Below are 25,994 nucleotides of genomic sequence, written 5' to 3'. Positions count from 1 at the left end.
ACCGCTTCTACCGCCCGCCGGGGTCGCTCGCGTCCCGATTGGGATAGGTTGTGCCCCGTGAGTGAAGAGCAGGAGACAAACCCGGCCGAGCCGCTGCGGGTCGGCGTCCTGGGTGCGCACGGCCGGATGGGTGTCGAGGTGTGCAAGGCGGTCGACGCCGCCGCCGACCTGGAGCTGGTGGTGACGATCGACCAGGGCGACGGCCTCCAGGCCGCCGCCGACGCCGCCGCCCAGGTGGTCGTGGACTTCACCACCCCGGACGTCGTCATGGACAACCTGCAGTGGTGCATCGACCAGGGCATCAACGCCGTGGTCGGCACCACCGGCTTCACCGAGGAGCGGCTGGAGCGGGTACGCGGCTGGTTGGCCGACCGGCCCGGCGTCGGCGTCGTGATCGCCCCCAACTTCGGCATCGGCGCGGTGCTGATGATGCAGTTCGCCGCGCGGGCCGCCCGGCACTTCGAGTCGGTCGAGATCATCGAGCAGCACCATCCCCGCAAACTCGACGCGCCGAGCGGCACCGCGACGCACACGGCCCGGCAGATCGCGCGGGCTCGCGCGGAGGCGGGTCTCGGCCCGGTGCCGGACGCCACGAAGGACGAGGTGCCGGGTGCGCGGGGTGCGGAGATCGACGGCGTACGGGTGCACGCCGTACGCGCCACCGGGCTCGTCGCGCATCAGGAGGTGCTGTTCGGCACCACCGGTGAGACCCTGACCATCCGGCACGACTCGTACGACCGGGCTTCGTTCATGCCGGGCGTGCTGCTCGCCGTGCGCGCGGTGCCTAACCGCCCCGGTCTCACCGTGGGCCTGGACCCGCTGCTCGACTGAGCGGTCCATCGGCGGAAACCGTTCGCCGTCGTACCGTGGCCGCCTCTAGGCTCCCCCGATGATCGATGCTGGGCACCGGGATCGGGACGGACGCGTCATCACCCTGCGGCCGGTGGACGACGACAACTGGCGGATGGTGGCCGATGTGGCGCCCCGCGACGACCAGCGGAACTGGGTGCCCGCGCTGGCCGCGCGGTATCTGCTGCTGACGATGCGGGGCGACGTGTGGAGGTCCCTCGCCGTGTACGCGGACGAGACGGTCGTCGGGCACGTCATGTGGGGCGTCGACGACGACGGCTCGCACTGGATCGGCGGCATGATCATTGATGCCACCGAGCAGGGGCGGGGGATCGGGCGGGCCACCGTGGCGACGCTAGCCGGGTGGCTGGCCGCCCGGGACGGGAAGCCGCCGGTGCGGTTGTCGTACCACCCGGAGAACAAGGCTGCCGCCGCCCTCTACAAGTCCCTCGGCTTCCACCCCACGGGCGCTGTGGAGGACGACGAGCTGATCGCCGAGCTCACCGCCTCACCCCGTCGACCATGAAGTTGTTGCCGCGACACGCCGCGGCGGGCGGCAACAACTTCATGATCAACCAAGGGAGGGTGGGCCGGAGGACTACGCCTGGAGGGGGCGGTCGGCAGGGGCGGAGCGCTGGGCCGGGACGGTCGGCGCCACGTCGACCGTGACGGTCAGGCCGGCCGGGAGGCCGCTGATCGTCGGCTGCCCGGCCCGGTCCACCGCCACGTCGACCGAAGCGCCGGCGACCGTCAGGCGCTGCGCCGCGACCGCGCCGAGCTGTGCGCCGGCGAGCGGGGCGAGCCGGACCGCGCCGCCGGGCACGTCGGGGTAGAGCCCGGTGGCGGCCTGGAGCAGCAGCACCGCCCCGGCCGCGGCCCACGCCTGCGGCCGGCACGCCGCCGGGTAAGGCACAGGCCGGCCGAGCAGCGAGCGGTCGTCGCCGCCGTACAGCTCGGGCAGGCGGTAGTCGAACGCCTCGGCCGCCCCGAGCAGGCCGTCGGCGAGGGTGAGGGCGGTGTCCCGGAAGCCGGCCCGGGCGAGGTTGCCGAGCACGATCGCCGTGTCGTGCGCCCAGACCGAACCGCAGTGGTATGACAGCGGGCTGAACCCGGCGTCGTCGGTGGACATCGTGCGCAGCCCGAACGCCCCGGCCAGCGCGTCGGTGCCGAGCAGCCGGGCCACCTGCGCCTCCTCCTCGGAGTCGAGCAGGCCGGTGCCGAGCAGGTGGCCGATGTTGCTGGTCAGCGAGTCGACGGGTCGCTTGTCACGATCCAGCGCGAGAGCCGGCGCAGGCCCGTACGGCCCGTCGACCCAGAAGGCCGCCCGGAACCTGCGCGCCAACCCGGCCGCGTGCTCGCGCCAGCGGTCCCCGCCGGGGCGGCCGAACGCGTCCAGCAGCCGGGCTCCGTTGATCGCCGCCTCGTGCGCGTACCCCTGGACCTCGGCGAGCACGATCGGCGGCGCGGCCAGGGCGCCGTCGCGGAACCGGACCGCGTCGCCGGAGTCCTTCCAGCCCTGGTTGGCGAGGCCGCGCCCGGTGGTGTCGATGTACTCGACCAGGCCGTCGCCGTCGGCGTCGGCGTGCTCCCCGATCCAGTGCAGCGCCGCCTCCAGGTGCGGCAGCAGCGGCTCGATCTGCGCGGCGGGCAGCCCCCAGCACCAGGCATCGTGGAGCAGGTTGACCCAGAGCATGGTGGCGTCGACGGTGCCGTAGTACGCGGGCGGGAGGCGCAGCCCGTCGCCCGGGGCGAACTCGTGCCGGCGCAGCTCGTGCAGGATCTTGCCGGGTGCCTCGCCGGTGGCCGGGTCGACCCGGGTGCCCTGCCGCCGGGCGAGCACCCGCAGCGTGCCGCCGGCCAGGTCGGTGCCGAGTGGCAGCATCATCCGGGCGGCCCAGAGGCTGTCCCGCCCGAAGAGGGTGAGGAACCAGGGGACTCCGGCGCCGAGGAAGACGTCCTCCGGTGCGCCCGCCTCAACCAGCCGCAGGCCTCGCAGGTCGTCGAGGCTGCGGTCGAGGAGCCGGACCAGCCGGCGGTCGTCGGCCCGCAGCCCCGGCCGGGACCAGGCGGGCTCACCCGGCGGGCAGACCACGACCGCCCGCGGGTCGTCGACGGTCAGCTGCCAACGCAGCACCACCCGGCCGCGGGGCGGTAGCTCGACCGGCCAGGTGAGCCGGGGCGCGGCCGCCCGCTCACCCGTCGTCTCGGCCGTGGCGCCCTCGCCTCTCACGGTGACCGTGATGCCCGACCCGGCCCACACCAACGTGCCGGGCTCGCCCGCCTTGACCTCCAGCGCCTCGGTGGCGCCGCCGGACTTGACCACCTCGATGGGGGCCAGGTCGCAGGCGAGGTCGACGCTCACGACGGTGCGTACCGGCACGGCGGCGGTGGAGACGATCCGGATCTCCTCGCTGAGCCCGCCGGAGGCGACCTGGCGGAGCCGCTCGACCCGGACGGTGGGGTCCGCGCCGGGGTCGCCGAGCCACCGGGCCAGGGAGACGAAGCGTACGTCGTGCGGGCCCACCGCCGCCCGGGCCAGGCTCTCCGGTTCCTGGTCGTCGACCCGCAGTTCGGCTCGGGACAGCACCCGGGCGTCGGCGTGGAAGACGCCCTGGACTCCGGTCGGGCGGATCTGCCCGGCCGCGTCCCCCAGCGCGCTGGTGGGGGCGAGGACGACGCCCACCAACTCGTGCAGCAGGGGTTGCAGTTGGCGTTCGGTCACGATGTGGCTCCAGATCCTGCCACCGGCCGGAACGACGTCTTGACAAAGCCGTTCCGGCCAGTGCAAAGTGCGAAACATTCCAGAAACTTGAACGATCCAATCCTGCCTTATCCAAATTGGATCGTTCAAGATGGCGAGAGGGATTTTGTGGCCGAAAAGGTGACCATCGCGACGGTGGCTCGGCACGCCCGTGTGAGCCGCCAGACCGTGTCCAACGTGCTCAACACGCCGCACATCGTGCGGGAGGAGACCCGGCAGCGGGTCCAGGAGGCGATCGACGTCCTGGGCTACCGCGTCAGCCAGGCCGCCCGGCAGATGCGCACCGGTCGCTCGCGGCTCATCGCCATGCGGATCGAACCGACCCGGGACGGCATCAACGGCTCGGTGCTCGACCGCTTCCTGCACGGACTCACCGAGACCGCGGAGCTGGCCGGCTACCGCGTACTGCTCTACACCGCCGGCGACACCCAGCGGGAGATCGCCGCCTACGACGACCTGCTCAGCGCGTACGACCTCGACGGATTCGTGCTGACCGGCACCGACCACGGCGACGCCCGGACGACCTGGTTGGCCCAACGGGAGGTGGCGTTCGTCGCCTTCGGCCGTCCCTGGGACGACCCCACGGCGCATCCGTGGGTCGACGTCGACGGCGCGGCGGGCACCGCCCGGGCGACCGAGCACCTGCTCGAGCGCGGCCACCGCCGGGTCGGCTTCCTCGGTTGGCCCGCCGGCTCCGGTGTCGGCGACGACCGCCGCAGCGGCTGGCGGGAGAGCCTGCGCGCCGCCGGGATCGACCCGGCGGGCCTGGACCGCGCGGTCGATGACGGCATCGCCGAGGGTGAGTGGTCGATGCGTGACCTGCTCAGCTCCGGCGAGCCCCCGACCGCCGTGGTGTGCGCCAGCGACTCGCTCGCCCTGGGCGCTCTGCAGGCGGTACGGGCAACGGACCCCGCCGTCGCGGTGGTCGGCTTCGACGACACCCCGGTAGCGGCCGCAGTCGGGCTGACCAGCGTCAGCCAGCCCCTCGGCGAGGCCGCCGCCCGCTGCGTGGACCTGCTCACCGCGGTCCTCGACGGCGACCAGCAGTCCCCCGAACCCGTGCTGCTCCAGCCCTCGCTGGTGCTCCGGCACACCGCTTAACCCATCCCCGAACAGGAGAACCAGATGGCACCTCGACCCCTCGCCCGGGTGGCGGTGGCCGGCCTCGCCGCCGTCGCACTACTAGGCTCCGCCGCCTGTGGCAGCGGCTTCGACGACAACTCCGAGGGCACCGCCCAGTCCAGCGGCCCGGCCAACCTGCAGATCCTGATCGGCTCGTCCGGTGACGCCGAGACCAAGGCCGTGCAGGACGCGGCGGCCAAGTGGGCCGGTGAGTCGGGCAACACCGCCACCGTGACGCCCGCGCAGGACCTCACCCAGCAGCTCGGTCAGGGCCTCGCCGGCGGCACCCCACCGGACGTCTTCTACGTCGACGCGGCCCAGTTCGCCGACTACGCGAGCGTCGGCGCCCTCGAACCGTACGGTGACAAGATCAGCAACACCGGTGACTTCTACGAGAGCCTGCGTACCACGTTCACCCACGACGGCAAGCTCTACTGCGCCCCGAAGGACTTCTCCACGCTGGCGTTGGAGATCAACACCGACCTCTGGGCCAAGGCCGGTCTGACCGACGCCGACATCCCGACCACCTGGGATCAGCTCACCGCCACCGCCCAGAAGATCAAGGCGAAGGGACAGGTGCCGCTGGCGCTGGGCGACACGCGGGACCGCATCGGCGCGTTCCTGGTGCAGAACGGCGGCTGGCTGATGAGCGAGGACGGCAAGCAGCCCACCGCGGACACGCCGGAGAACCTGGCCGCCCTCCAGTACGTGAAGGACCTGCTCACCAAGGGGCTGGCCCAGTACCCGAAGCAGCTGGACGCCGGCTGGTCCGGCGAGGCGTTCGGCCGGGGCAAGGCCGTGATGACCATCGAGGGCAACTGGATCAAGGGCGCCCTGCAGAACGACTTCCCGAACGTGAAGTACAAGGTCGTGCCGTTGCCGGCCGGCGCGAAGGGGAAGGGCACGCTCTCCTTCACCCAGTGCTGGGGGATCGCGGCGAAGTCGAAGTACAAGGAGCAGGCGATCAAGTTCGTCGAGGCGATGACCAGCGGCGAGCAGCAGATGTCCTTCGCGCGGGCGTTCGGTGTGATGCCGTCCCGCCAGTCCGTCCGCGACCAGTACCTCAGCGCCTTCCCGGCCGACAAGCCCTTCGTCGACGGCGCCGAGTACGCGCAGGGCCCGGTGAACGCGCCGAAAATGGACAGCGTCCTGCGTGATCTCGAAGCCGGCCTGCAGGGGCTGGCCACCGGTGACCCGAAGACGATCCTGGCGAACTTCGACAAGAACGCCAAGGCGGCGCTCGGCGACTGAGGTGTGTACGCGGGTCCCGGTCTCGGCCGGGGCCCGCGCCGCGCACCTCCTGTCTGATCAGGAGGGACAATGGCAACGGAGGCACCGGCGGCGCGGGTGACCGTACGCGGCGACGCGCCTCGGCGGCGCGGCCGCGGCACCCGGAGCAACGAGAATCTCGCCGGTTGGCTCTTCGTCGCCCCGGTCATCGTGATCCTCGGGCTCTTCCTGCTGCTGCCGATCCTGATGGCGCTCTGGGTGAGCCTCACCGACTGGAACGGCCAGGGCAGCCCGTTCACCCGGAACGTGCCGTTCGTCGGGGTGGAGAACTACACCCGGCTTTTCGCCGAGGACGGGCTGGACCGGCGTGACTTCATGACGAGTCTCCGCAACAACGTCTACTACGTCGGGATCGTGGTGCCGGTGCAGACCGCGCTCGCCCTCGGCCTGGCGTTGATCGTGAACAACCGGAGGCTCAAGGGGAAGGGTTTCTTCCGCAGCGCCTTCTATTTCCCGTCGGTCACCAGTTCGGTGGCGATCAGCGTGGTCTTCCTGTTCCTCTTCGCCAACTCCGGCGCGGTCAACAAGCTGCTCGGCCTGCTGGGCGTCGCCGGCCCGCAGTGGTTCGCCGACCCCCGGGGCGTGCTGCATCTGCTCCTCGGCGCGCTCGGGGTCGACCAGCCGCCCGCCGCACTGACCGGCGGCGGGCCGTTCGGGCTGAGCTGGTGGGACTGGCTCTCCGGCCCGAGCGTCGCGATGGTCTCGATCATCACGCTGGTGGTCTGGACCACCAGCGGAACGTTCATGCTGATGTTCCTGGCCGCGCTGCAGAACGTGCCGGTGGCGCTGGACGAGGCGAGCACCCTCGACGGCGCCGGCCGCTGGCAGCGCTTCCGGTACGTCACGCTGCCGATGATCAAGCCGACCATGTTCCTGGTGGTGACGCTCGGCCTGATCGGCTCCTGGCAGGTCTTCGACCAGGTGTACGTGATGAGCCAGGGCGACCCCGCCAAGACCACCCTCACCCCGGCCTACCTGTCGTACCGGACCGCGTTCCGGGAGTTCGACTACGGCTCCGGCGCGGCGATCTCGTTCGTGCTGTTCCTGATCATCATCGTGTTGACCCTGATCCAGCGCCGGGTGATGGCCGACCGTGACCCGGTCGACCGGCCGCGCGGCCGGTGGCGCCGACGCGTACCGGAAAGGTCGTGAACATGGCCGTGCTGACCGACCGCCCGCCGGCCGCGGCGACACCCACGCGGCGGCGCCACGCCGGCCGCAGCCTGGTCTCCCGGGTCCTGGGGTACGCCACGCTGATCTTCTTCGGGCTGGTCTTCCTCTACCCGTTCGTGATCCAACTCGGGAATTCGTTCAAGACCGAGCCCGACGCGTCCGCCAACCCGCTCTCACCGTTCCCCGACCCGCTCTCGCTGGCCGGCTTCGAGCGGATCTTCGCGGGCACCAGCTTCCCGCTGTGGCTGGGCAACTCGCTGCTGGTCACCGTGCTCGTGACGGCCGGCCGGGTGTTCTTCGACTCGCTGGCCGGGTACGCGCTGGCCCGGCTGCGGTTCCGCGGCCGCGCCTGGCTCTTCGCCACGGTAGTCGCGGTCATGGCGGTACCCCCGGTGGTGCTGCTCATCCCGAAGTTCCTGGTGCTCAACCAGCTCGGCATCTACAACAGCTACACCGGGCTGGTCGTGCCGCTGCTCGCCGACGCGGCCGGCGTGTTCATCATGAAACAGTTCTTCGAGTCGGTCCCGGTGAGCGTCGAGGAGGCGGCTCGCATCGACGGTGCGAGCGTCTTCCGCACCTTCTGGTCGGTGGTGCTGCCGATGGCGAAGCCGGCGCTGATCACCCTGACCATCCTGTCGTTCCAAGGCTCCTGGAACGAGTTCCCGCACAGCCTCGTGGCGGTGCAGGACCCGGACCTGTTCACCCTGCCGCGCGGTCTGGCCGACCTGGTCAGCGGGTCGCTCGGCAAGGGCAGCCAGTACCCGCTCAAGCTCGGTGCCGCTCTGCTCGCCACGATTCCCGTGGCGATCATCTTCGTGGTGTTCCAGCGCTACTTCGTGCGCGACGCCAACGACGGCTCCGACAAGGGCTGAACCGATCGCCTCGGCCCGCCGGCTGGACGTTCAGTCGACCGGCGCGGCCGGGGCGGGCGGGGTCGGGGCGGGCTCGGCGGCGAGCGCCACGTGCAGGCGAAGCTGGGGGACCAGCATGTCGTCCACGTCGAGGGCGCGGGCCGCCCCGTCGGCCGACCAGCCGGTGCTGGTGAGGAACTTGCGGGTCGCCTCGTCGCCGTCGAACGCCCAGGCCACCGCGCGGTCGAAGCCGTCGGAGCGCCACAGCTCGACACTGGCGGCGAGCAGCCGGCTGCCGTGCCCGCGCCGGCCCCACCGTGGTTCCACCAGCAGATCGGTGACGGCCGCGACGCCGCTTCCGAGCGACTCGGCGGGCTCGTTCGGCGCGAGCGCCTCGGCGTCGGCGGGCCCGGAGGCGACGAACCCGACAAGATACGATTGCTCGGCCTGTTCGACGGCGACCAGCACCCGATGGGCGTCCGAGGGCGGTTCCTGCACCGCGGCGGTCCACCGCCGGGCGAGCCACGCCTCGTCCAGGTTCTCCAGGACGTGCCGGGGCAGGATCCGGCGATAGGCGACCCGCCAGGTCGCGAGCTGGATGCGTGCGATCTCGCCGGCGTCCTCCGGACGCGCCGGGCGGACGTACCCGAGAGCCATGGGACGTGAGCCTACGCAGGGCGAGGGAGGCGGCGATCGTGCAGGGTGCCAGTAGGACGGTCGCGCAGGTGGTGGGCGTGTTGCTGCTCGCCGTCGCGGTGACCGCCTTCCTCTCCGTCGCGGCCGTGCGGCACGGCTTCTTCGATCTCCAGGTCTACTACGGTGCGCTCAACTGGTGGGTGCACGACGGCGGGGAGATCTACGACTACCTGCGGCCGCTGACCCAGTACGGCTTCACCTACCCGCCGTTCGCCGCCCTGGTCATGCTGCCCATGGCGTACCTGCCGTGGCTGGCCGCCATCGTCGTCAGCGTGGCCGCCACGGTCGTCGTGACAGTGGTGCTCTTCTGGTGGCTTATCGATCCGATCTCCCGGCGGGCGGGCTGGACCCGCTGGTTCGTCCTCGCCGTGGCGCTCTGCCTGGCCGCCGCGTACGAGCCGATGCGTGAGACGGTCAATTTCGGCCAGGTCAACATGCTGCTGCTCTTCCTGGTCGCGGTCGACCTGCTCCGGCTGCTCCCGCGCGGCAACCGCTGGGCCGGCGTGGGCATCGGGCTGGCCACGGCGATCAAGCTGACTCCGGGCATCTTCATCGTCTACCTGCTGGTGACCCGGCGCTGGCGGGCGGCCGTCACCTCGATGGTCACCGCGGCCGCGGCGACCCTGGTGGCCGCCGCGCTCTTTCCGGACGCCTCGCGGGAGTTCTGGACCGAGGCGCTGTGGAACACCGGCCGGGTCGGCGAGCTGGCGTTCGTCTCCAACCAGTCGCTGCGGGGGGTGGTGGCCCGGCTCGACCCGGTGCATCCGAGCACGCTCGCCTGGCTGGTGCTGGTGCTGGTGCTCGGCACGTTGGCCCTCTGGGCGTGGCGGTCCCACCGCGCCGCGGCCGCCGGTGACGAGGCGACCGGGCTGGCGCTGACCGGCGCGGTGATGTGCCTGGTCAGCCCGGTGACCTGGGTGCACCACCTGGTCTGGCTGCTGCCGGCGCTGATCCTCCTGGTCGACAACGCCATGGCCGCCTCCGCCCGTACGCTGCGGCGCAGTCTGCTGCTGGCCGCCGCGTTCGTCGGGTACGGGCTCCTGACCAGCCGGATCGTCTGGTCCTGGGAGCAGGACTTCACCGGGCTGGACGGTTTCCTCGGCAGCAACACGTACGTGTGGATCAGCCTCGCGCTGATGGCCTTCCTGCCGGTCCGCCGCTGGCCGGCCCCGCCCGGATCAGGCGACGAGGCGTCCGCTGTACCGCAGCTCGACGAGCCGGACGGGCGGGCGCCCGCCGGTGAGCGGAACCGGGTAGGTGGTCCACTCTCCGTCCGGTGACAGTCCGGCCCGCGCGTAGAACCGCCGGGCCCGATGGTTCTCCTCCAGCACCCAGACCCGGTACCCGGTGAAACCCAGGGACGCCAGCCCCGCACAGGCCGCGGCGAACAGCGCTTGCGCCGTACCGTCGCCCCAGTGCGCCGGGTCGACGTACAGGGCGAGGAGTTCGCCGCGGGTCAGGTCGAGGTTGGCCCGATCCTGGTCGACCCGGTACGGCCCGAAGGAGGCGAAGCCGGCGATCCCCGCGTCGCCGGCCTCGGCCAGCAGCGTGGTGAACGGGTGCTCCGGGTCGGCGGTGCCGAGGTCCCGTCGGCGCTGCGCCCAGGCGGTCACGTTCAGCCGGCCCAGCACCTCGTCCGGCATGATGCCGGCGTAACCGGCCTGCCAGCCTCGGATGTGCACCCGGGCGATCGCCTCGGCGTCGTCGGGCTCCTCGGGACGGATGGTGAGCACGGGTCCGTTCTATGCCTCTATGGGCGGGCCGTCCAGCGTCCGCGCCGGGGTGTCGGACCGCTGGGTTAGGGTCGCCGCGATGGCCGCTCCGGAATCGCTCTCGCTGGCCCAGGCCCGCCGGGTGGCGCTCGCCGCCCAGGGCTTCGCCGATCCCGCGCCCACCGGCGTGCCGACCCGTCGTCACCTGCGCCGGGTGCTGGACCGGGTCGGGCTGATCCAGATGGACTCGGTCAACGTGCTGCAACGCGCGCACTACCTGCCGCTCTACAGCCGGCTCGGGCCCTACCCGACCAGCCTGCTCGACACGGCGGCCTACCGCCGCCCCCGCGATCTCTTCGAGTACTGGGGGCACGAGGCGTCCCTGGTCCCGGTCGGGCTGCACGCCGCGCTGCGCTGGCGGATGGCCCGGGCACACAGCGAGGCCTGGGGCGGCATGCGCCGGATCGCCCAGGAACAGCCCGAGCTGGTCGCCTGGGTACGCGACGAGGTGGCCGCCCGGGGTCCGCTGACCGCCGCCGAGATCGAGCACGACGCGCCCCGTGAGACCGGCAACTGGGGGTGGAACTGGTCGGCGGTGAAGCGGGCGTTGGAGTTCCTCTTCTGGGCCGGCGAGGTGAGCGCGGCCGAGCGCACCACCTCGTTCGCCCGCCGCTACGATCTGCCCGAGCGGGTGCTCCCCGCCGCGGCGCTGGCCGCCCCCACCCCGACCGACGCCGAGGCGTACCGGACGCTGGTGGCGGTGGCCGCCCGGTCGCTCGGGGTCGCCGCCGAACTGGAGCTGCGCGACTACTTCCGCCTTCCGGTCGCCGGGGCCCGGCAGGCCATCGCCGAGCTCACCGAGTCCGGCGAACTGCTGCCGGTCACCGTGGCGGGTTGGCGGCAGCCCGCCTGGCTGCACGCCTCGGCCCGGCTACCGCGCTGGGTGCGGGGCAACACCCTGGTCAGCCCCTTCGACCCGCTGGTGTGGGAGCGCAACCGCACCGAGCGGCTCTTCGACTTCAGCTACCGCATCGAGATCTACGTCCCGGCCCCGCAACGCGTGCACGGCTACTACGTGCTCCCCTTCCTCCAGGGGGAGCGCTTCACCGCTCGGGTCGACCTGAAGGCCGACCGGAAGGCACGTGCGCTGCTGGTACCCGCCGCCTGGGTCGAGCCGGGCGCCGAGCCGGGCGAGACCGCAGTGGCGCTCGCCGCGGAGCTCTACCGGCTCGCCGGTTGGCTCGGTCTCGACTCGGTGGCGCCGCCCGCCGCGGGCGACCTGGCCGGTCCACTGGCCGCCGCGTTGGTCGGCGTCGCAGGTGTACGGTGAATCGCGTGACGAGCGTTGACGGGCCCGCCGTCCCACCGCAGCCGCCGGCCGGCGCGGTCCCGCCACCCGGTGCGGCCAACGGAGCTGTCGCGGCTCCCGGCACGACCTCACCGGCCGGCTGGCCGACGGATGTCACGGCGGCATACCCGCCGCCCTACCCGGTGCCGGAGCCCGACCGGTTCACCCGGTTCGTGGTCCGGCTCTACGATCGCTCGCCCCGGTGGGCCGTGCCGCTGGCCGCGCTCGGCTGCGTCGCGTTGGGCATCGCCTACACGTTGATCAGCGATCCGACCCGGTCGGATCCCACGGCGGCACCCAGTTGCATTCTCAAGCTGACCACCGGGCTCGACTGCCCGGGCTGCGGCGGCACCCGTGCGCTCTGGTACGTGGTGCACGGCGACCTGCCCGCGGCCGCCCGGCACCACTTCGTCTTCGTCTTCGCGCTGCCCTTCCTGGCGTACCTCTTCGTCGCCTGGGCGGGCCGGCAGGCGTTCGGCTGGCGGTTGCCCGAGCTGCGCATCAGCAACAAGATGATCGGCGGTTTCATGGTCGCCTGGCTCGCCTTCTCGGTGCTGCGCAATCTTCCCTGGACCCCGTTCACGTCCCTTTACGTCTGACCGGTGGTGAGGAACGGCAGGCTGCGGCGGGAGGTCTTCGCCGGCGTTGTGATCTCCACCCTGCCGGGCGACACGAGGTGGTGCCGAGCCCGTACGCAGAGCGCTGCTGAGCCCTTCCCCGGCGGGTGCTCCCGGGTCGTCCGCTAGGTTAAGAGGATGACGCACGACCACCCTGACACCCCCGCCCGGGCGGTGTCCCGTCCCTTCGGGCGGGTGCTCACCGCCATGGTGACCCCGTTCACCGCCGAGGGCGAGCTCGACCTCGACGGCGCCGCCCGACTGGCGAACCATCTGGTCGACGAGCAGGGCAACGACGCGCTGGTGGTCAACGGCACCACCGGCGAGTCGCCGACCACCAGCGACGCGGAGAAGGAGCGCCTGATCCGGGTCGTCACGGAGGCGGTCGGCGACCGGGCCAAGGTCGTGGCCGGGGTCGGCACGAACGACACCCGGCACACCGTCGAGCTGGCCGTCGCCGCCGAGAAGGCGGGCGCGCACGGGCTGCTGGTGGTGACGCCGTACTACAACAAGCCGCCGCAGAGCGGGTTGCTGCGACACTTCACCGCCGTCGCGGACGCCACCGGCCTGCCGGTGATGCTCTACGACATCCCCCACCGCGCCGGGGTGCCGATCGCCACCGAGACGATGGTGCGTCTCGCGGAGCACGCGCGGATCGTCGCGGTGAAGGACGCCAAGGGCGACCTGACGGCGACCAGCTGGGTGACCAGCCGCACCAACCTGGCCTTCTACAGCGGTGAGGATTCGCTCACGCTGCCCGCCCTGGCTGTCGGCGCGGTCGGCGTGGTCGGCACCTCCACCCACTTCACCGGCGCGCTGACCAAGCAGATGATCGAGGCGTACGACGCGGGTGACAACGCCGCCGCGCTCGCCCTGCACCGCCGGCTGCTGCCGCTCTACACGGGCATCTTCCGTACCCAGGGAGTCATCCTGGTGAAGGCGGGCCTGAAGGTGGCCGGCCTGCCCGCCGGGCCGGTGCGGCCCCCGCTGGTCGACGCCACCGACGACGAGATCACCCAGCTGCGCGCCGACTTCGCCGCAGCGGACCTCGAGCTTTCCGAATGACCGAACGACACGACGGACGCCCGGTGACGGCGTCGCAGAATGAGGTGCAAGCGTGACCGAGGCGCACATCGAGGCGGAACTCCCCCCACCACTGCCGGAGGGCGGGCTGCGGATCATCCCGCTCGGCGGGCTCGGCGCCATCGGTCGGAACATGACCGTCTTCGAGTACGACGGCAAGCTGCTGGTGATCGACTGCGGCGTGCTCTTCCCCGACGTCGAGCAGCCCGGCGTGGACCTGATCCTGCCCGACTTCGGGCCGATCCTGGACCGGCTCGACGACGTGCAGGCGATCGTGCTCACCCACGGCCATGAGGACCACATCGGCGCGGTGCCGTACCTGCTCGCGCACAAGCCGGACATCCCGCTGGTCGGCTCGCAGTTCACCCTCGCCCTGGTCGAGGCGAAGCTCGCCGAGCGGCGCATCCAGCCCTACACGCTCACCGTGCGGGAGGGCGGCCGGGAGCAGCTCGGCCCGTTCGAGTGCGAGTTCTTCGCGGTGAACCACTCGATCCCGGACGCGCTCGCGGTGGCCGTGCGTACCCCCGCCGGCCTGGTGCTGCACACCGGCGACTTCAAGATGGACCAGCTTCCGCTGGACGGCCGGATCACCGACCTGGCCGGGTTCGCCCGGCTCGGCGCGGAGGGTGTGGACCTGCTGCTGTCGGACTCCACCAACGCGGAGATCCCCGGCTTCGTCACCCCGGAACGGGAGATCGGGCCGGTGCTCGACTCGATCTTCGCGAAGGCCAAGGGCCGGATCATCGTGGCCTCGTTCGCCTCGCACGTGCACCGCGTGCAGCAGGTCTTCGATTCCGCGGTGGAGCACGGCCGCAAGGTCGCGCTGATCGGCCGGTCCATGGTCCGCAACATGGGCATCGCCCGGGACCTCGGCCTGCTCAACATCCCGGCCGGCCTGGTCGTCGGGATCGAGGAGGCGACCACGCTGCCTCCCGAGCAGATCGTGCTGATGTCTACCGGTTCGCAGGGCGAGCCGATGAGCGCGCTCGGCCGGATGGCCAGCGGCGACCACCGGCACATCACCATCGCCCCCGGCGACACCGTCGTGTTGGCCTCGTCGCTGGTGCCGGGCAACGAGACCTCCGTCTACCGGGTCATCAACCGGCTGGCCCGGGCCGGCGCGGTGGTCGTGCACAAGGACGTGGCCAAGGTGCACGTCTCCGGGCACGCCCCGGCCGGCGAGCTGCTCTACCTGCTCAACGTGGTCCGGCCCAGCAACCTGATGCCGGTGCACGGCGAGTGGCGCCACCTGCGGGCGCACGCGCGCCTCGGCATCGAGTCCGGCGTGGCCGCCGACCGGGTGGTGCTCTGCGAGGACGGCGACGTCGTCGACCTGGTCGAGGGGCGGGCCAGCCTGGTCGGCCGCGTGAAGAGCCGGTACGTCTACGTCGACGGTCTCGCCGTCGGTGACGTGAGCGAGTCGCTGCTGACCGAGCGGCGGATCCTCGGTGACGGCGGGTTCATCGCCGCCACCGTCGTGGTCGACTCGGTCACCGGCAAGGTGGTGGCCGGCCCGACCGTTTCGGCGAAGGGCTTCTCCGAGGACCCGGGGGCGTTCAACGACGTCATCCCGTTGGTCACCGAGGCGCTGAACCGGGCCGCCGCGGACGGGATCACCGACCCCCACCAGCTTCAGCAGATCGTCCGCCGCACGGTGGGACGCTGGGTGAACGACGCATACCGTCGCCGCCCGATGATCGTGCCCACCGTGGTCGAGGTCTGACCGGACCGACGCGCCACCGGCCCGGCCGCCACGGCACGGGCCGGGTGGCCGTCAGGGCAGCGCCGCGACCGCTTCGGCGTACGCGACGCCCGTGGTGATCGCCGCGTTCAGCAACACAGCGAGCTGCGCCGGGGCCACCCCGTGCGCCAGGTCCGTGCTGACGTCGCCGGCCAGCACCAGCTCACCGTCGGGGTCGTGCACGTACGCCTTCGGCAGCAGCCGGTCGTGGTTCCAGGCGTTGCAGAACGCGTACGCCTCGGCGCGGCGGGCGGCCGGGAGACGACGGGTGGCGAGCGACCGGGCGTGCAGGATCTCGCCCCGTTCCCCGAGCTGCCGGAACTGGATCACCGCATCGCCCCAGCGACCGACCACCGTCGCGTCGGACTCCACCGCGTACCGGTCGCCGCGCCGGTCCAGCGCATCGGTGATCATGGACAGCGTCAGGGGTACCGGCTCCAGGTCGGCCGGCTCCGGATCGTCGTCCGGGCCGTCCGTCCCGTCGGCCGGGTCGTCCGCAGCGAGCGGCACCGGTACGGCCACCGGCCGTTCGGCCAGCCAGGCGGCGATCCGGCCGGACTGGTGCCCGGTGCCGTTTCGGGCGTCGAAGCTGCCGGCCAGCTCGGTGGCCACGCCGAGCAGTACGCCGCCGAGCGTCGCGACATCGAGTTCGGCGACCGGCCGCTGCCCGTACGCCGGCCGGCGCACCGTGCGCCCGCCCAGCCCCGCCTCGACGGCGAGGTTGCAGACCAGCGCTCCGGCGGCGGCGAACTCCATCGCGGAGAGATCGTCGTACGGCTGATCGAGCCGGGGCAGCTGCTCGGCGAGAATGTCGAGCGCCCGACCCGGATGCCCGCCGAGCACACAGAACCGCAGGTGGGTGGCGAGGTGCGGGAAGGAACCCCGTTCGCCACGGTGCCGCCGGTACGCCCGCACGTGCGCGGCGCCGGCCAGCTCCGGCTCGCCCTGCCTCAGCCACGGCAGCAGCGCCGCGGTGAGCGCCCGCTCCGGCTGGTCCGTGCAGTCGACCGCGCCGTCGAGGACGTCGCGCAGCTCGTCCAGCGCGGCGGTCTGGTCGCCCCAGCCGGCCAGCAGCTCCGCCCGCCGCGCCGGTGCGCACCCGGGGCAGCCACCGACCGCGCCGGGTTCGGCGGCCGCCCAGCGCTCGTACCACTCCCGGGCGGTCGGCTCGTCGCCCAGGTGGTCGGCGATCTGGCAGCGGAGCTCGGCCACCGCCTCGGTGTCGGCACCGATCCGGCGGGCCAGGTCGTCGACCGTCCGGGCCTGGTCGAGTCCGACGCGCGGGGTGCCGAGCAGTGCTTCGATCGCGTACCGCTGATAGCGCGTCAGCAGCTCACCCTCGGCCTCGGTGAAGATCTCCGGGCGGCGGTCGAGGACGGCCAGGCAACGCCGCGCCGGTTCGACGAGCCGCCACCGTTCACCGTGGAGCAGGGCCGTCTCGATCAACGCGACCCGCGCCTCGACGGCGGACCGGTCGTCGCCGGCCGCGTCGGCCTGGGCGGCGATCCGCTCCAGCTCCACCAGCCGGGCCGGACCGTCGGGCTGGTCGCGAACCTCGGCGAGCGCGGCCACCAGCTCGCGGCTGCGGCCGGCCGGCGCGCGGCCCTGCCCGACGAGGCCGAGGTCACCGAGCGGGGCGATCCGTCCGCCGGGCCCGCGGGCACCACGGTCCGGGCGGCCCGCAGGGCCGCTGGCGTCCCCGCCGCGCGGACCACCGGGCCCGCTCATCTCACGACGGGGCCGCCCGCCGGGCCCACTCACGGCAGGGGTCCCCGGGGGAGTCGCCCGACCGCCGTGGCGAGCTGGCAGCCCGTGGAGATGCCGCAGTCGAGCAACTGGTCCAGCTGGTGCGGGGTGACGCCGCGTTCCAGGTCCGTGATCACCTCGCCGCAGACCCGGGCCGCACCGTCGTCGTCGACGTGGACGAACGCCTTCGGCCAGAGCCGCTCGTGGTTCCACGAGTTGCAGAAGGCGTGCAGCGCGGGGACCTGCTCGATGTGGAAGGTCGGCGCGACCATGGTGCGGATCTGCAACAGTTCACCGGCCTCACCGAGCCGCAGGAACCACACCAGGTTGTCCTCCCAGCGACCGACCAGCTCGCCGTCGGCGTCGGCGGTCACGGCGTACCCGCGGTTGCCCAGCACCGCGGCGATCAGCTCGTCGGTCAGCGGTCGCAGCCGTCGCGGGTGTCCGGCCAGGGGCCCGTCCGGACCGTCCTCGCTTCCCGGCGACGCCATCGGGCATCCCTTCTGAGGCAGATATCACGTCATGCGGCGGAGTCCGCGCTGCGACGCGCGGACACGACCCGGAAAAGCGGCGATCCACCCGGCCGCGCCGTTACGGTGATGCTATGGCGGGCCGTACCTCTCAGGCGAGCCGGCGGCGCGGCGCGTCGCCGCGCGGTGCGACGAACAACCGCGCCCGCCAACCGGCGAAGAAGACCCGCGCTCCGGTCCGGCGCCGCACCCGAGCCACCCGTCCGGGACCCGCCGTCTACGTCGGACGCGCGATCGGTGCGCTGTGGATGGGACTGGCGCACGGGATGGGCTGGGCGGTCCGGGCCGCCGGCCGTCAGGCGGCCTCGGCCCGCGAGCTCGATCCGGAGCACCGGCGCGACGGGGCCGGGCTGCTGCTGTTCGGCCTCGCGCTGCTCAGCGCCGTGGGAATCTGGTTCTCCGGCGCGGGCCCGGTGGGGGAGCGGCTGGCCGACACCGTACGACTCTTCCTGGGCGCGATCTCCGTGGTCGTACCGGTGCTGCTCGGGATCGGCGCGTGGCGGCTGATGCGCCAGCCGGCCGATCCGCAGCACCGGGGCCGTGGCCTGGTCGGCTGGGGGTCGATGCTGCTCGCCACGGCGGCCATGCTGCACATTGGACAGGCGCCGGTCGACCCGGCGGAACGTGACTTCGCGGGTGGTCTGATCGGCGCCGGCATCGGCAGCCTGCTCGAGCGGGCGGTCACCGCCTGGGTCGCGATTCCGCTACTCATCCTGCTGCTCCTGTTCGGGCTGCTGGTCGTCACCGCGACACCGATCAACAAGATCCCGGAACGGCTCGGGATGCTGGCCGGCACGCTGGTCGCCGCACCGCCCAAGGAGGACGAGCCAGAGGAGGCCCCGGTCAAGCCGGCCCGGAAGCGCCCGGCGAAGCGTACGCCTCCGCCCGTCGACCCGGAGGCCTTCGAGGACCTCGACGGCGTCGACCTGCAGGACACCCTCGTGCTGACCCGCACGCCGCCGACCAAGGTGCCGGTCAGCCGGAAGCCGGCCGAACCGCCGGAGCACTCGCCGCTGCCCACCCGCGCCGAGCAGCTCGCGCTGACCGGCCTGGCGGGCGACTACACGCTGCCGCCGGCCAACCTGCTCGGCAGCGGGGCGGCGCCGAAGACCCGGAGCAAGGCGAACGACGAGGTGATCGCCGCGCTCACCGGCGTCTTCGATCAGTTCGACGTGGACGCCGCGGTGACGGGCTTCACCCGGGGTCCGACGGTCACCCGCTACGAGGTGGAGCTGGGACCGGGCGTCAAGGTCGAGCGGATCACCCAGCTCTCCCGGAACATCGCGTACGCGGTCAAGTCGCCGGACGTACGGATCCTCAGCCCGATCCCGGGCAAGAGCGCGGTCGGCGTGGAGATCCCCAACACCGACCCGGAGAACGTCGCCCTCGGCGACGTCCTGCGCTCCCGGGCCGCCACCGCCGACCACCATCCGATGGTCGTGGCGCTCGGCAAGGACATCGAGGGCGGCTACGTCGTCGCCAACCTGGCCAAGATGCCGCACATTCTCGTGGCGGGTGCGACCGGAGCCGGCAAGGCTCTGGCCCTCGACACGCCGATTGCCACGCCCACCGGTTGGTCCACCATGGCTGACCTGTGCGTGGGTGACCAGGTGTTCGACGAACAGGGGCAGCCGTGCACCGTGGTCGCGGCGACGGCGGTCATGCAGGGGCGCCCGTGTTACGAGGTCGAGTTCTCCGATGGCACGGTCATCGTGGCCGACGCCAACCATGAGTGGCGGACGACGACGCGGGCTGGGCGCACCCAGCGCAGACAGCGGTGGAAGGACGGTTTCTACTGGACGGAGGCCGATCGTGAGCTGATCTCTCATCGGGCGCGAGCGGTGCTGGACGAGCCCGATCGGCCCATATCCACCAGCGAGTTGATGACGGATCTCGGCGATCGTTTCCGGAACGTCCTCTACCAGGTGCTCAGGACGGTACCTGGAGAGCAGATGCTCGGCCGAGCATCCTACGACCGTGGCGGCCGCCGGATCACTCGATGGGTACCGACCTACTCCAGCCACCGTCTGTACGAGGCGCTGGCTCGACGGATTCTCGCTCCCGGCCGTTCAAGCGGCAGGAAAGCCCACGACGAGAGGACCGTGACGACGCGGGAGATCGCGGAGACCCTGCGCGTCGGCCCCAACGGAAAGTGGGCGAACCACGCCGTTGATGTGGCTCGGCCGCTGCTCTGCTCGGATCAGCAGCTGCCCATCGCGCCCTACACCCTTGGTTGTTGGTTGGGAGACGGCACGGCAGGCACCGCCGGTTTCACGTGCGCCGAGGACGAGATTTTGGATCAGATCCGGCTGGACGGTTACGAGGTCATCAGACAACCCAGAGGCCGTATCCATTACACGATTTCCAATCGGCAGCAGCGCGAACTGCGCGTCTCGGAAGCTCTGCGCCTCGTGTCTCAGGGCATGAGCGGACCGGCAGCGGCCCGACGGGTCGGCGTGTCTGTCACTGCCGTGTACTTGGCCCGCAGGAGAGCGGTGTCCGAGGGTGAACTGCCGGCCGGCCCGGTAAGGAGCACCGACCGAGCCTCGTACCGCACTATGCGCGCCCTGTTCCGTGAAATCGGTGAGAAGCATATTCCAACGGTCTACCTCCGAGCGTCCGAGAGTCAGCGGCGGGCGCTGCTGGCCGGATTGTTGGACACCGACGGCACCGTGTCGAAGCGTGGGGGAGTGGAACTCGCACTTACCTGCGAGCGGCTGGCTCACGACGCTCTCGAACTCATTCTCAGCCTGGGTTACCAGGCGACCATGACCACGAAGGCGGTCAGGGGCAGGCGTCCCGAAACGTCGACCTGTTACCGGATCCACTTCACACCTGATGACAAGGTCTTCCGACTGACCAGGAAGCTTGCCCGTCAGGTGACGCAGACTCGTCCCAGCACGTCGCGGCGCTACATCGTGGATGTGCGACCGGTGCCGTCGGTCCCGGTGCGATGCATCGAGGTGGACAGCCCGAGTCATCTTTTCCTGGCCGGGCGCACCCTCGTTCCGACGCACAACTCCAGCCTGCTGAACTCTCTGCTGGTGTCGATCCTCACCCGGGCGACACCTGACGAGGTGCGGCTGTTGCTGGTTGACCCCAAGCGGGTCGAGCTGACCGGCTACGAGGGCATCCCGCACCTGGTCACGCCGATCGTGACCAACCCGAAGAAGGCGGCCGACTCGCTGGAGTGGGTCGTCCGCGAGATGGACATGCGCTACGACGACCTCGCCGCCAACGGGGTCCGGCACATCGACGACTTCAACCGCAAGGTGCGCAACGGCGAGATCAAGGCCCCGCCGGGCAGCGAGCGGGAGCTGCGGCCGTACCCGTATCTACTGGTGATCGTGGACGAGCTGGCCGACCTCATGATGGTCGCCCCGCGGGACGTGGAGGATTCCATCGTCCGGATCACGCAGCTCGCCCGGGCCGCCGGTATCCACCTGGTCCTGGCCACCCAGCGCCCCTCGGTCGACGTGGTCACCGGTCTCATCAAGGCGAACGTGCCGTCCCGACTCGCGTTCGCCACCTCGTCGCTGGCCGACTCGCGGGTCATCCTCGACCAGCCCGGCGCGGAGAAGCTGCTCGGCCGTGGCGACGGGCTCTTCCTGCCGATGGGTGCGTCGAAGCCGATCCGCATCCAGGGCGCCTGGGTCACCGAGCGCGAGATCGCCGATGTGGTCAAGTTCTGCAAGGACCAGCGCGAACCGGAGTTCCGCTCGGACGTGCTGACCGTGGCGCAGGAGAGCAAGAAGAAGATCGACGAGGACATCGGCGACGACCTCGACCTGTTGCTGCAGGCGGTCGAGCTGGTGGTGACCTCGCAGTTCGGCTCCACCTCGATGCTGCAGCGGAAGCTGCGGGTGGGCTTCGCCAAGGCCGGCCGGCTCATGGACCTGATGGAGACGCGGGGCGTCGTCGGGCCCTCGGAGGGCTCCAAGGCCCGGGACGTGCTGGTCAAGCCGGACGAGCTCGAGGAGGTCCTGGTCGGCATCCGCGGCGGCGGCGACTGACACCGCACCGGCGGAGGAGTTCCTCGCGATCCGCACCGTCGCCGACTTGGCCGCCGGCGTCCGGATGGCGACCGGGCCGGCGGGTCGCGACGGAGCCCGCCGGTCGGCCGGCGGGCTCCGGGTAATTGCCGGTCAGGAGTTGATGATCGCCATCGCGATGACGTAGCCGAGGATCGCCCCGACCACGCTCGCCGCGGCCGCGTACCAGCCGAGCGGCTTGTCGCCGAGCACCGCGCCGACGATGCCGAGGATCAAGCCGATCACCCCGAAGATCAGCGGGGACAGGAAGAGCGCGAGGACCGCGAAGACGAAGCCCAGGATCGTGCAGACGCGTGCCGCGCTGCTGCGGGGGCGGGCGGTGGTCGGAATGTCGGCCATGACGTCCTCCGTGGTGAGAGCAGTGGCTGTCGGCGGAGCACTACCCAGTTCGTCGCCGGCGTACGCACGGGAGTCGATGCCGGTGGATCGCACCGGGCGGGTGCCCACCGGCGCGGCTCAGTGGAAGAACTTCAGACCGACCACGCCGGCGATCACGAGGAGGAGGCAGAGGATCCGGGGCAGGCTGGTCGGCTCGTTCAACGCGAGCATGCCGACCAGGGCGGTGCCCACCGCGCCGATGCCGACCCACACCGCATACCCGGTGCCGACCGGGATGTCGCGCAGCGCGTACGCCAGGCCGGCCATGCTGCACACCAGGGCGACCACGAAGACCACCGAGGGCAGGGGGCGGCTGAACCCGGCGCTGCGGTCCAGGGCGACCGCCCACGCCGTCTCGAGGAGTCCGGAGAGCACCAGCACGATCCAGGCCATCGCCGCCACCTTCGCACAGCGCCCGGACCAACGGGCCGGGACGAGTCGGTTCACACATGTCGGGGCGTCTTCGCCTGACCGGGTACGCCCGCCGCTCGTCCGGGGTGGCCGAACCAGCACCACCGGAGCCGACGGTAGCACCGCCCGCCGGGGTGCGTGGCGATCATCGGGTCGGACGTCGGCGGGGACGGGCCGACCACACCACGACCATTGACCTAAACCTCGCTTCAACTTGCAGTATTACCGGTCATGACCCTCTTCTACTCCGACGCGGAGGTGTCTGCCGCGCTGGACGCCGCCACCACGGTCGACGCCATGCGTGCCGCCCTGCTGGCCGCGTACGACGGGAGGCTGGCCGCCCCGCCACGGGCCTCGGCGTCGCTGGACGGAGGTCGGATGGTGTTGACCGCCGGTCACCTCATCGGCGAGTGGTACGGCTACCGCTCGTACGACACGTTCGGGCACCCGGAGTCCCAGCAGCTCGTGGTGCTGCACGACGGGCGGACCGGCGCGGTGCGGGCGGTGGCGGTCGGCGAGGAGCTGGGCTCCAGGCGTACCGGTGGACTCGGCGGGGTGGCGGTCGACGTCCTGGCCCGTCCGGACGCGGCGACCGTCGGCGTGATCGGCTCCGGTCGGCAGGCCTGGACGCAGGTGTGGGCCACTGCCGCGGTGCGCCCGGTGCGGGAGGTGACCGTGTACAGCCGCTCGGCTGCCCGGCGGGAGGCGTTCGCCGCCCGGGTCCGCACCGAGCTGGGCATCGCGGCCCGGCCGGTGGACGACCCGGCGACCGCCGTCGCCGGCCGGGACGTGGTGGTCCTCGCCACCACCAGCCCCACCACGGTGGTCGACGCCGCCGACATCTCGCCAGGTACGCACGTGAACGCCGTCGGGTTCAAACAGCGGGACCGCGCCGAGTTCGGTCCAGACCTGCTCGCCGCCGCCGACGTCCTGGCCACCGACTCGCCGGCCCAGGCAGGCGCGTACACCCCGCCGATGCTGGCCGCCGAGCCCCCGCACGCCGAGCGCCTGCGCGACCTCGGTGCGGTGCTCGCGGGCGCCGAGCCCGGCCGGACCGACCCGGAACAGATCTCCGTCTTCTGCTCGGTCGGCCTCGGCGGCACCGAGGTCTTCCTGCTGGACCGCCTGGTCCGAGTCGGTGCGACCACGGTCTGAGCGGTCGCGGGCACGACCGCGCCGGAAACCGGGGGCTGGTGATCAACGGCGCCCTCGCTCGCCCGGCGGGCCGCCGTTGACCGGCGCTCCGGGGCGGCCCGGTACCCTCGGATGGTGTCTGCCACCTCCGCTTCCGACCACTCCAGCTCGGCACGTCTTGCGCTGCGCCGCGACCTGGAGCAGTCGTCCGACCACTCCAGCTCGGCGCACCGCGATTCGGCGCCCGCTGCCGAAGGCCGCCGCGTCGCTCTGCTGACCCTGGGCTGCGCCCGCAACGAGGTCGACTCGGAGGAGCTGGCCGCCCGGCTGCACGCCGACGGCTGGCAGGTCACCACCGACGGTGAAGGCGCCGACGTGGTGGTCGTCAACACCTGCGGCTTCGTGGAGAAGGCCAAGCAGGACTCGATCCAGACGCTGCTCGCCGCCGCCGACACCGGCGCCAAGGTCGTGGCGGCCGGCTGCATGGCCGAGCGGTACGGCCGGGAGCTGGCCGAGAGTCTGCCGGAGGCGCAGGCGGTGCTCAGCTTCGACGACTACCCGGACATCGCCGCCCGGCTCGACGCGGTGCTCGCCGGTGAGCAGGTCGGCGCGCACACCCCGCGCGACCGGCGGGAACTGCTTCCGCTCACCCCGGTCAACCGTCGTGCGGCAGCGGTGTCGCTTCCGGGCCACGGCACCCCGACCCGCGTCGCCGTCGAGGCCGACGAGCACACCCCCGCCCACCTGCGCCCGGTGCTGCGCCGCAGGCTGGACACCGGCCCGGTCGCCTCGCTGAAGCTGGCCAGCGGCTGCGACCGGCGCTGCGCGTTCTGCGCCATCCCCGCGTTCCGTGGTGCGTTCGTCTCGCGTACGCCCGACGAGCTGCTCGCGGAGGCCGAGTGGCTGGCCAAGACCGGCGTCCGCGAGCTGGTGCTGGTGAGCGAGAACTCCACCTCGTACGGCAAGGACCTGGGTGACCCACGCGCGCTGGAGAAGCTGCTGCCGCAGCTCGCCGCGATCGACGGCATCGTCCGGGTGCGGGCGAGCTACCTCCAGCCGGCCGAGACCCGGCCCGGCCTGATCGAGGCGATCGCCACCACGCCCGGCGTCGCGCCCTACTTCGACCTGTCGTTCCAGCATTCGAGCGAGCCGGTGCTGCGCCGGATGCGTCGTTTCGGTTCCACCGACCGGTTCCTCGAGCTGCTGGCCGGCGCCCGGGCCCTCGCGCCCGAGGCGGGGGCGCGCAGCAACTTCATCGTCGGTTTCCCCGGCGAGACCCGCGCCGACGTGAACGAGCTCGTCCGGTTCCTCTCCGAGGCGCGACTCGACGCGATCGGTGTGTTCGACTACAGCGACGAGGACGGCACGGAGGCCGCCGGGCTGTCCGGGAAGGTCTCCGCCGCGACGATCAAGCGCCGGTACGACAAACTCAGCGCCCTCGCCGACGAGCTGTGCACGCAGCGGGCCGAGGAGCGGCTCGGCTCGACGGTCGAGGTGCTGGTCGACTCGATCGACGACGGCGTGGTGGAGGGGCGTGCGGCGCACCAGGCGCCCGAGGTGGACGGCTCCACCACCCTGGTCGCCCCCGAGGGCGGCGGAGTCGACCTGGCCGCGCTGCGCCCGGGCGACCTGGTACGCGCGACGGTGACTGGCACCGAAGGGGTCGACCTGTTCGCCGTACCGAATGAGATGATCTCGGCGGCGCCCGGCGCGGCACGGTGACGGCGGGCCCGGACGGAGCGGGGAGGCCACGTGGTGGGGTACGGCAGACGCCACGGCCGGCCGTGCGGGGTGCGGCGGTGACCGAGGCGACCGACTCCACGCCGGCTCGGGTGGTCGGCCCGGTGCCGCTGCTCAACGCGGCCAACGCGCTCACCGCGCTGCGGCTGGTGCTGGTACCGGTCTTCGCCGCCACGGTGGTCGTCTCCGCCATGACCCACGCCGGCTGGCAGATCGCCGCCTGTCTGATCTTCGCGTTCGCCTCGGCGACCGACCTGGTGGACGGCTGGATCGCGCGCCGGTTCGGGCTGGTCACCTCGGTGGGGAAGGTGGCCGACCCGATCGCCGACAAGGCGCTCACCGGTGCCGCCCTGGTGCTGCTCTCCTGGTACGACCGGCTGCCCTGGTGGGTGACCGCGCTCATCCTCGTGCGTGAGCTGGGCATCACCGCGATGCGATTCTGGGTGATCCGGCACGGCGTCATCGCCGCCAGTCGCGGTGGCAAGATCAAGACGACGCTCCAGATCATCGCCATAGCCTGGTACCTCTGGCCGATGCCGGCCGCGCTCGCCCCGGTCGGCCCCTGGATCATGGGCGCCGCCGTGGTGGTGACCGTGGCCACCGGCTTCGACTACCTGGCCCAGGCCGTACGCCTACGCCGCCCCCGCCCCGACGCCTGACCCCCACCCGTTACCTTTTTGATCGTCCCCAGCCGGGGACCCTCGGTCGCCTGGCCCGGTATGACTTTCTGCCCCTGTCGTTTGGATGATCCGGGGGGTGT

22 protein-coding genes, 1 pseudogene and 1 riboswitch are annotated in these 25,994 nt (G+C 72.0%); of the genes and pseudogenes, 16 read left to right on the top strand and 7 right to left on the bottom strand.

From position 1 onward, the window contains the following. Nucleotides 1-57 precede the first annotated feature (57 nt). Together dapB and BXA10_RS27155 are read left to right on the top strand one after the other, a co-directional pair. Nucleotides 58-831: a 4-hydroxy-tetrahydrodipicolinate reductase gene (gene dapB / locus BXA10_RS27160; RefSeq protein WP_076473689.1), complete on the top strand. Its 774-nt coding sequence runs from the start codon at nt 58-60 to the stop codon at nt 829-831. A 58-nt stretch (nt 832-889) separates the two neighbouring features. Further along, entirely contained in the window at nt 890-1,375 is a 486-nt protein-coding gene (locus BXA10_RS27155) for a GNAT family N-acetyltransferase (RefSeq protein WP_076473688.1), read from the top strand. Nucleotides 1,376-1,447: 72 nt separating this feature from the next. On the opposite strand, the gene BXA10_RS27150 is transcribed toward BXA10_RS27155, so the two are convergent. Continuing rightward, the gene (locus BXA10_RS27150; protein ID WP_084753382.1) at nt 1,448-3,571 is read right to left on the bottom strand and encodes an amylo-alpha-1,6-glucosidase; all 2,124 of its coding nucleotides are present in this window, start codon (nt 3,569-3,571) and stop codon (nt 1,448-1,450) included. A gap of 174 nt (nt 3,572-3,745) precedes the next feature. Here BXA10_RS27150 and BXA10_RS27145 point away from each other — a divergent pair, with 174 nt between their 5' ends. From BXA10_RS27145 to BXA10_RS27130, 4 genes are all read left to right on the top strand, one after another. Continuing rightward, nucleotides 3,746-4,711, top strand: coding sequence for a LacI family DNA-binding transcriptional regulator (locus tag BXA10_RS27145; RefSeq protein WP_245828554.1), 966 nt, complete (start codon nt 3,746-3,748; stop codon nt 4,709-4,711). 24 nt (nt 4,712-4,735) lie between these two features. Beyond that, on the top strand, nt 4,736-5,983 hold the full coding sequence (locus BXA10_RS27140; protein WP_076473686.1) for a sugar ABC transporter substrate-binding protein: 1,248 nt from the start codon (nt 4,736-4,738) through the stop codon (nt 5,981-5,983). A 69-nt stretch (nt 5,984-6,052) separates the two neighbouring features. Then, the gene (locus tag BXA10_RS27135; protein WP_076473685.1) at nt 6,053-7,174 is read left to right on the top strand and encodes a carbohydrate ABC transporter permease; all 1,122 of its coding nucleotides are present in this window, start codon (nt 6,053-6,055) and stop codon (nt 7,172-7,174) included. Nucleotides 7,175-7,176: 2 nt separating this feature from the next. Further along, the gene (locus tag BXA10_RS27130; RefSeq protein ID WP_084753380.1) at nt 7,177-8,067 is read left to right on the top strand and encodes a carbohydrate ABC transporter permease; all 891 of its coding nucleotides are present in this window, start codon (nt 7,177-7,179) and stop codon (nt 8,065-8,067) included. Between the two features lie 30 nt (nt 8,068-8,097). Here the strand turns inward: BXA10_RS27130 and BXA10_RS27125 are convergent, their stop codons facing one another. Further along, complete coding sequence (locus tag BXA10_RS27125) at nt 8,098-8,703, bottom strand: GNAT family N-acetyltransferase (RefSeq protein ID WP_076473684.1); 606 nt, start codon at nt 8,701-8,703, stop codon at nt 8,098-8,100. A 35-nt stretch (nt 8,704-8,738) separates the two neighbouring features. Here BXA10_RS27125 and BXA10_RS27120 point away from each other — a divergent pair, with 35 nt between their 5' ends. Beyond that, complete coding sequence (locus BXA10_RS27120; RefSeq protein WP_076473722.1) at nt 8,739-10,022, top strand: glycosyltransferase 87 family protein; 1,284 nt, start codon at nt 8,739-8,741, stop codon at nt 10,020-10,022. Here the strand turns inward: BXA10_RS27120 and BXA10_RS27115 are convergent. After that, on the bottom strand, nt 9,921-10,475 hold the full coding sequence (locus tag BXA10_RS27115) for a GNAT family N-acetyltransferase (protein ID WP_076473683.1): 555 nt from the start codon (nt 10,473-10,475) through the stop codon (nt 9,921-9,923). The two genes, BXA10_RS27120 and BXA10_RS27115, sit on opposite strands and share 102 nt — an antisense overlap. 79 nt (nt 10,476-10,554) lie before the next feature. Between BXA10_RS27115 and BXA10_RS27110 the strand changes: the two genes are divergently transcribed. From BXA10_RS27110 to BXA10_RS27095, 4 genes are all read left to right on the top strand, one after another. After that, entirely contained in the window at nt 10,555-11,784 is a 1,230-nt protein-coding gene (locus BXA10_RS27110) for a winged helix-turn-helix domain-containing protein (RefSeq protein ID WP_076473721.1), read from the top strand. Further along, nucleotides 11,781-12,401, top strand: a complete 621-nt coding sequence (locus BXA10_RS27105; RefSeq protein ID WP_076473682.1) for a DUF2752 domain-containing protein — start codon at nt 11,781-11,783, stop codon at nt 12,399-12,401. Before BXA10_RS27110 ends, BXA10_RS27105 begins: the two co-directional genes overlap by 4 nt. 156 nt (nt 12,402-12,557) lie before the next feature. Then, nucleotides 12,558-13,484 (top strand): 4-hydroxy-tetrahydrodipicolinate synthase, encoded by a 927-nt coding sequence (gene dapA, locus BXA10_RS27100; protein ID WP_076473681.1) that lies wholly within the window; start codon nt 12,558-12,560, stop codon nt 13,482-13,484. A 52-nt stretch (nt 13,485-13,536) separates the two neighbouring features. Then, the gene (locus BXA10_RS27095) at nt 13,537-15,225 is read left to right on the top strand and encodes a ribonuclease J (RefSeq protein ID WP_076473680.1); all 1,689 of its coding nucleotides are present in this window, start codon (nt 13,537-13,539) and stop codon (nt 15,223-15,225) included. A 51-nt stretch (nt 15,226-15,276) separates the two neighbouring features. Here BXA10_RS27095 and BXA10_RS27090 read toward each other — a convergent pair whose 3' ends face one another. Both BXA10_RS27090 and BXA10_RS27085 read right to left on the bottom strand, forming a co-directional pair. Then, a complete protein-coding gene (locus tag BXA10_RS27090) occupies nt 15,277-16,971 on the bottom strand; it encodes a type III secretion system chaperone family protein (RefSeq protein ID WP_084753378.1) in 1,695 nt (564 codons plus the stop codon). A 29-nt stretch (nt 16,972-17,000) separates the two neighbouring features. Next, entirely contained in the window at nt 17,001-17,480 is a 480-nt protein-coding gene (locus BXA10_RS27085; protein WP_076473679.1) for a YbjN domain-containing protein, read from the bottom strand. A 113-nt stretch (nt 17,481-17,593) separates the two neighbouring features. Here BXA10_RS27085 and BXA10_RS32770 point away from each other — a divergent pair. Both BXA10_RS32770 and BXA10_RS32625 read left to right on the top strand, forming a co-directional pair. Then, nucleotides 17,594-20,341: pseudogene (locus BXA10_RS32770) on the top strand (DNA translocase FtsK 4TM domain-containing protein); the annotation flags it as partial. 57 nt (nt 20,342-20,398) lie between these two features. Beyond that, a complete protein-coding gene (locus BXA10_RS32625) occupies nt 20,399-21,532 on the top strand; it encodes an FtsK/SpoIIIE domain-containing protein (protein ID WP_342742908.1) in 1,134 nt (377 codons plus the stop codon). A 132-nt stretch (nt 21,533-21,664) separates the two neighbouring features. Here the strand turns inward: BXA10_RS32625 and BXA10_RS27065 are convergent, their stop codons facing one another. Together BXA10_RS27065 and BXA10_RS27060 are read right to left on the bottom strand one after the other, a co-directional pair. Then, nucleotides 21,665-21,910 carry a hypothetical protein gene (locus BXA10_RS27065; protein WP_076473719.1) on the bottom strand — a complete coding sequence of 82 codons (246 nt, stop codon included), beginning with the start codon at nt 21,908-21,910 and terminating at the stop codon, nt 21,665-21,667. A gap of 117 nt (nt 21,911-22,027) precedes the next feature. Beyond that, entirely contained in the window at nt 22,028-22,342 is a 315-nt protein-coding gene (locus tag BXA10_RS27060) for a DMT family transporter (protein ID WP_076473678.1), read from the bottom strand. Nucleotides 22,343-22,400: 58 nt separating this feature from the next. Continuing rightward, nucleotides 22,401-22,465: riboswitch (guanidine-III (ykkC-III) riboswitch) on the bottom strand. Between the two features lie 126 nt (nt 22,466-22,591). On the opposite strand from BXA10_RS27060, the gene BXA10_RS27055 reads away from it, so the two are divergent. The 3 genes from BXA10_RS27055 to pgsA all read left to right on the top strand — a co-directional run bounded on the left by BXA10_RS27055 (nt 22,592) and on the right by pgsA (nt 25,893). Further along, the gene (locus BXA10_RS27055; RefSeq protein ID WP_076473677.1) at nt 22,592-23,515 is read left to right on the top strand and encodes an ornithine cyclodeaminase family protein; all 924 of its coding nucleotides are present in this window, start codon (nt 22,592-22,594) and stop codon (nt 23,513-23,515) included. Between the two features lie 111 nt (nt 23,516-23,626). Next, nucleotides 23,627-25,216: a 30S ribosomal protein S12 methylthiotransferase RimO gene (gene rimO, locus BXA10_RS27050; RefSeq protein WP_245828552.1), complete on the top strand. Its 1,590-nt coding sequence runs from the start codon at nt 23,627-23,629 to the stop codon at nt 25,214-25,216. Nucleotides 25,217-25,293: 77 nt separating this feature from the next. Then, on the top strand, nt 25,294-25,893 hold the full coding sequence (gene pgsA / locus BXA10_RS27045; RefSeq protein WP_076473718.1) for a CDP-diacylglycerol--glycerol-3-phosphate 3-phosphatidyltransferase: 600 nt from the start codon (nt 25,294-25,296) through the stop codon (nt 25,891-25,893). Nucleotides 25,894-25,994 lie beyond the last annotated feature (101 nt).

It is taken from the genome of Micromonospora avicenniae (assembly GCF_900156065.1).
In the GTDB taxonomy this organism is placed as follows: Bacteria; Actinomycetota; Actinomycetes; order Mycobacteriales; family Micromonosporaceae; genus Micromonospora; species Micromonospora avicenniae.
The sequence above is the reverse complement of the archived record's forward strand: the minus strand, read 5'-3'. Positions and strand labels throughout refer to the sequence as shown.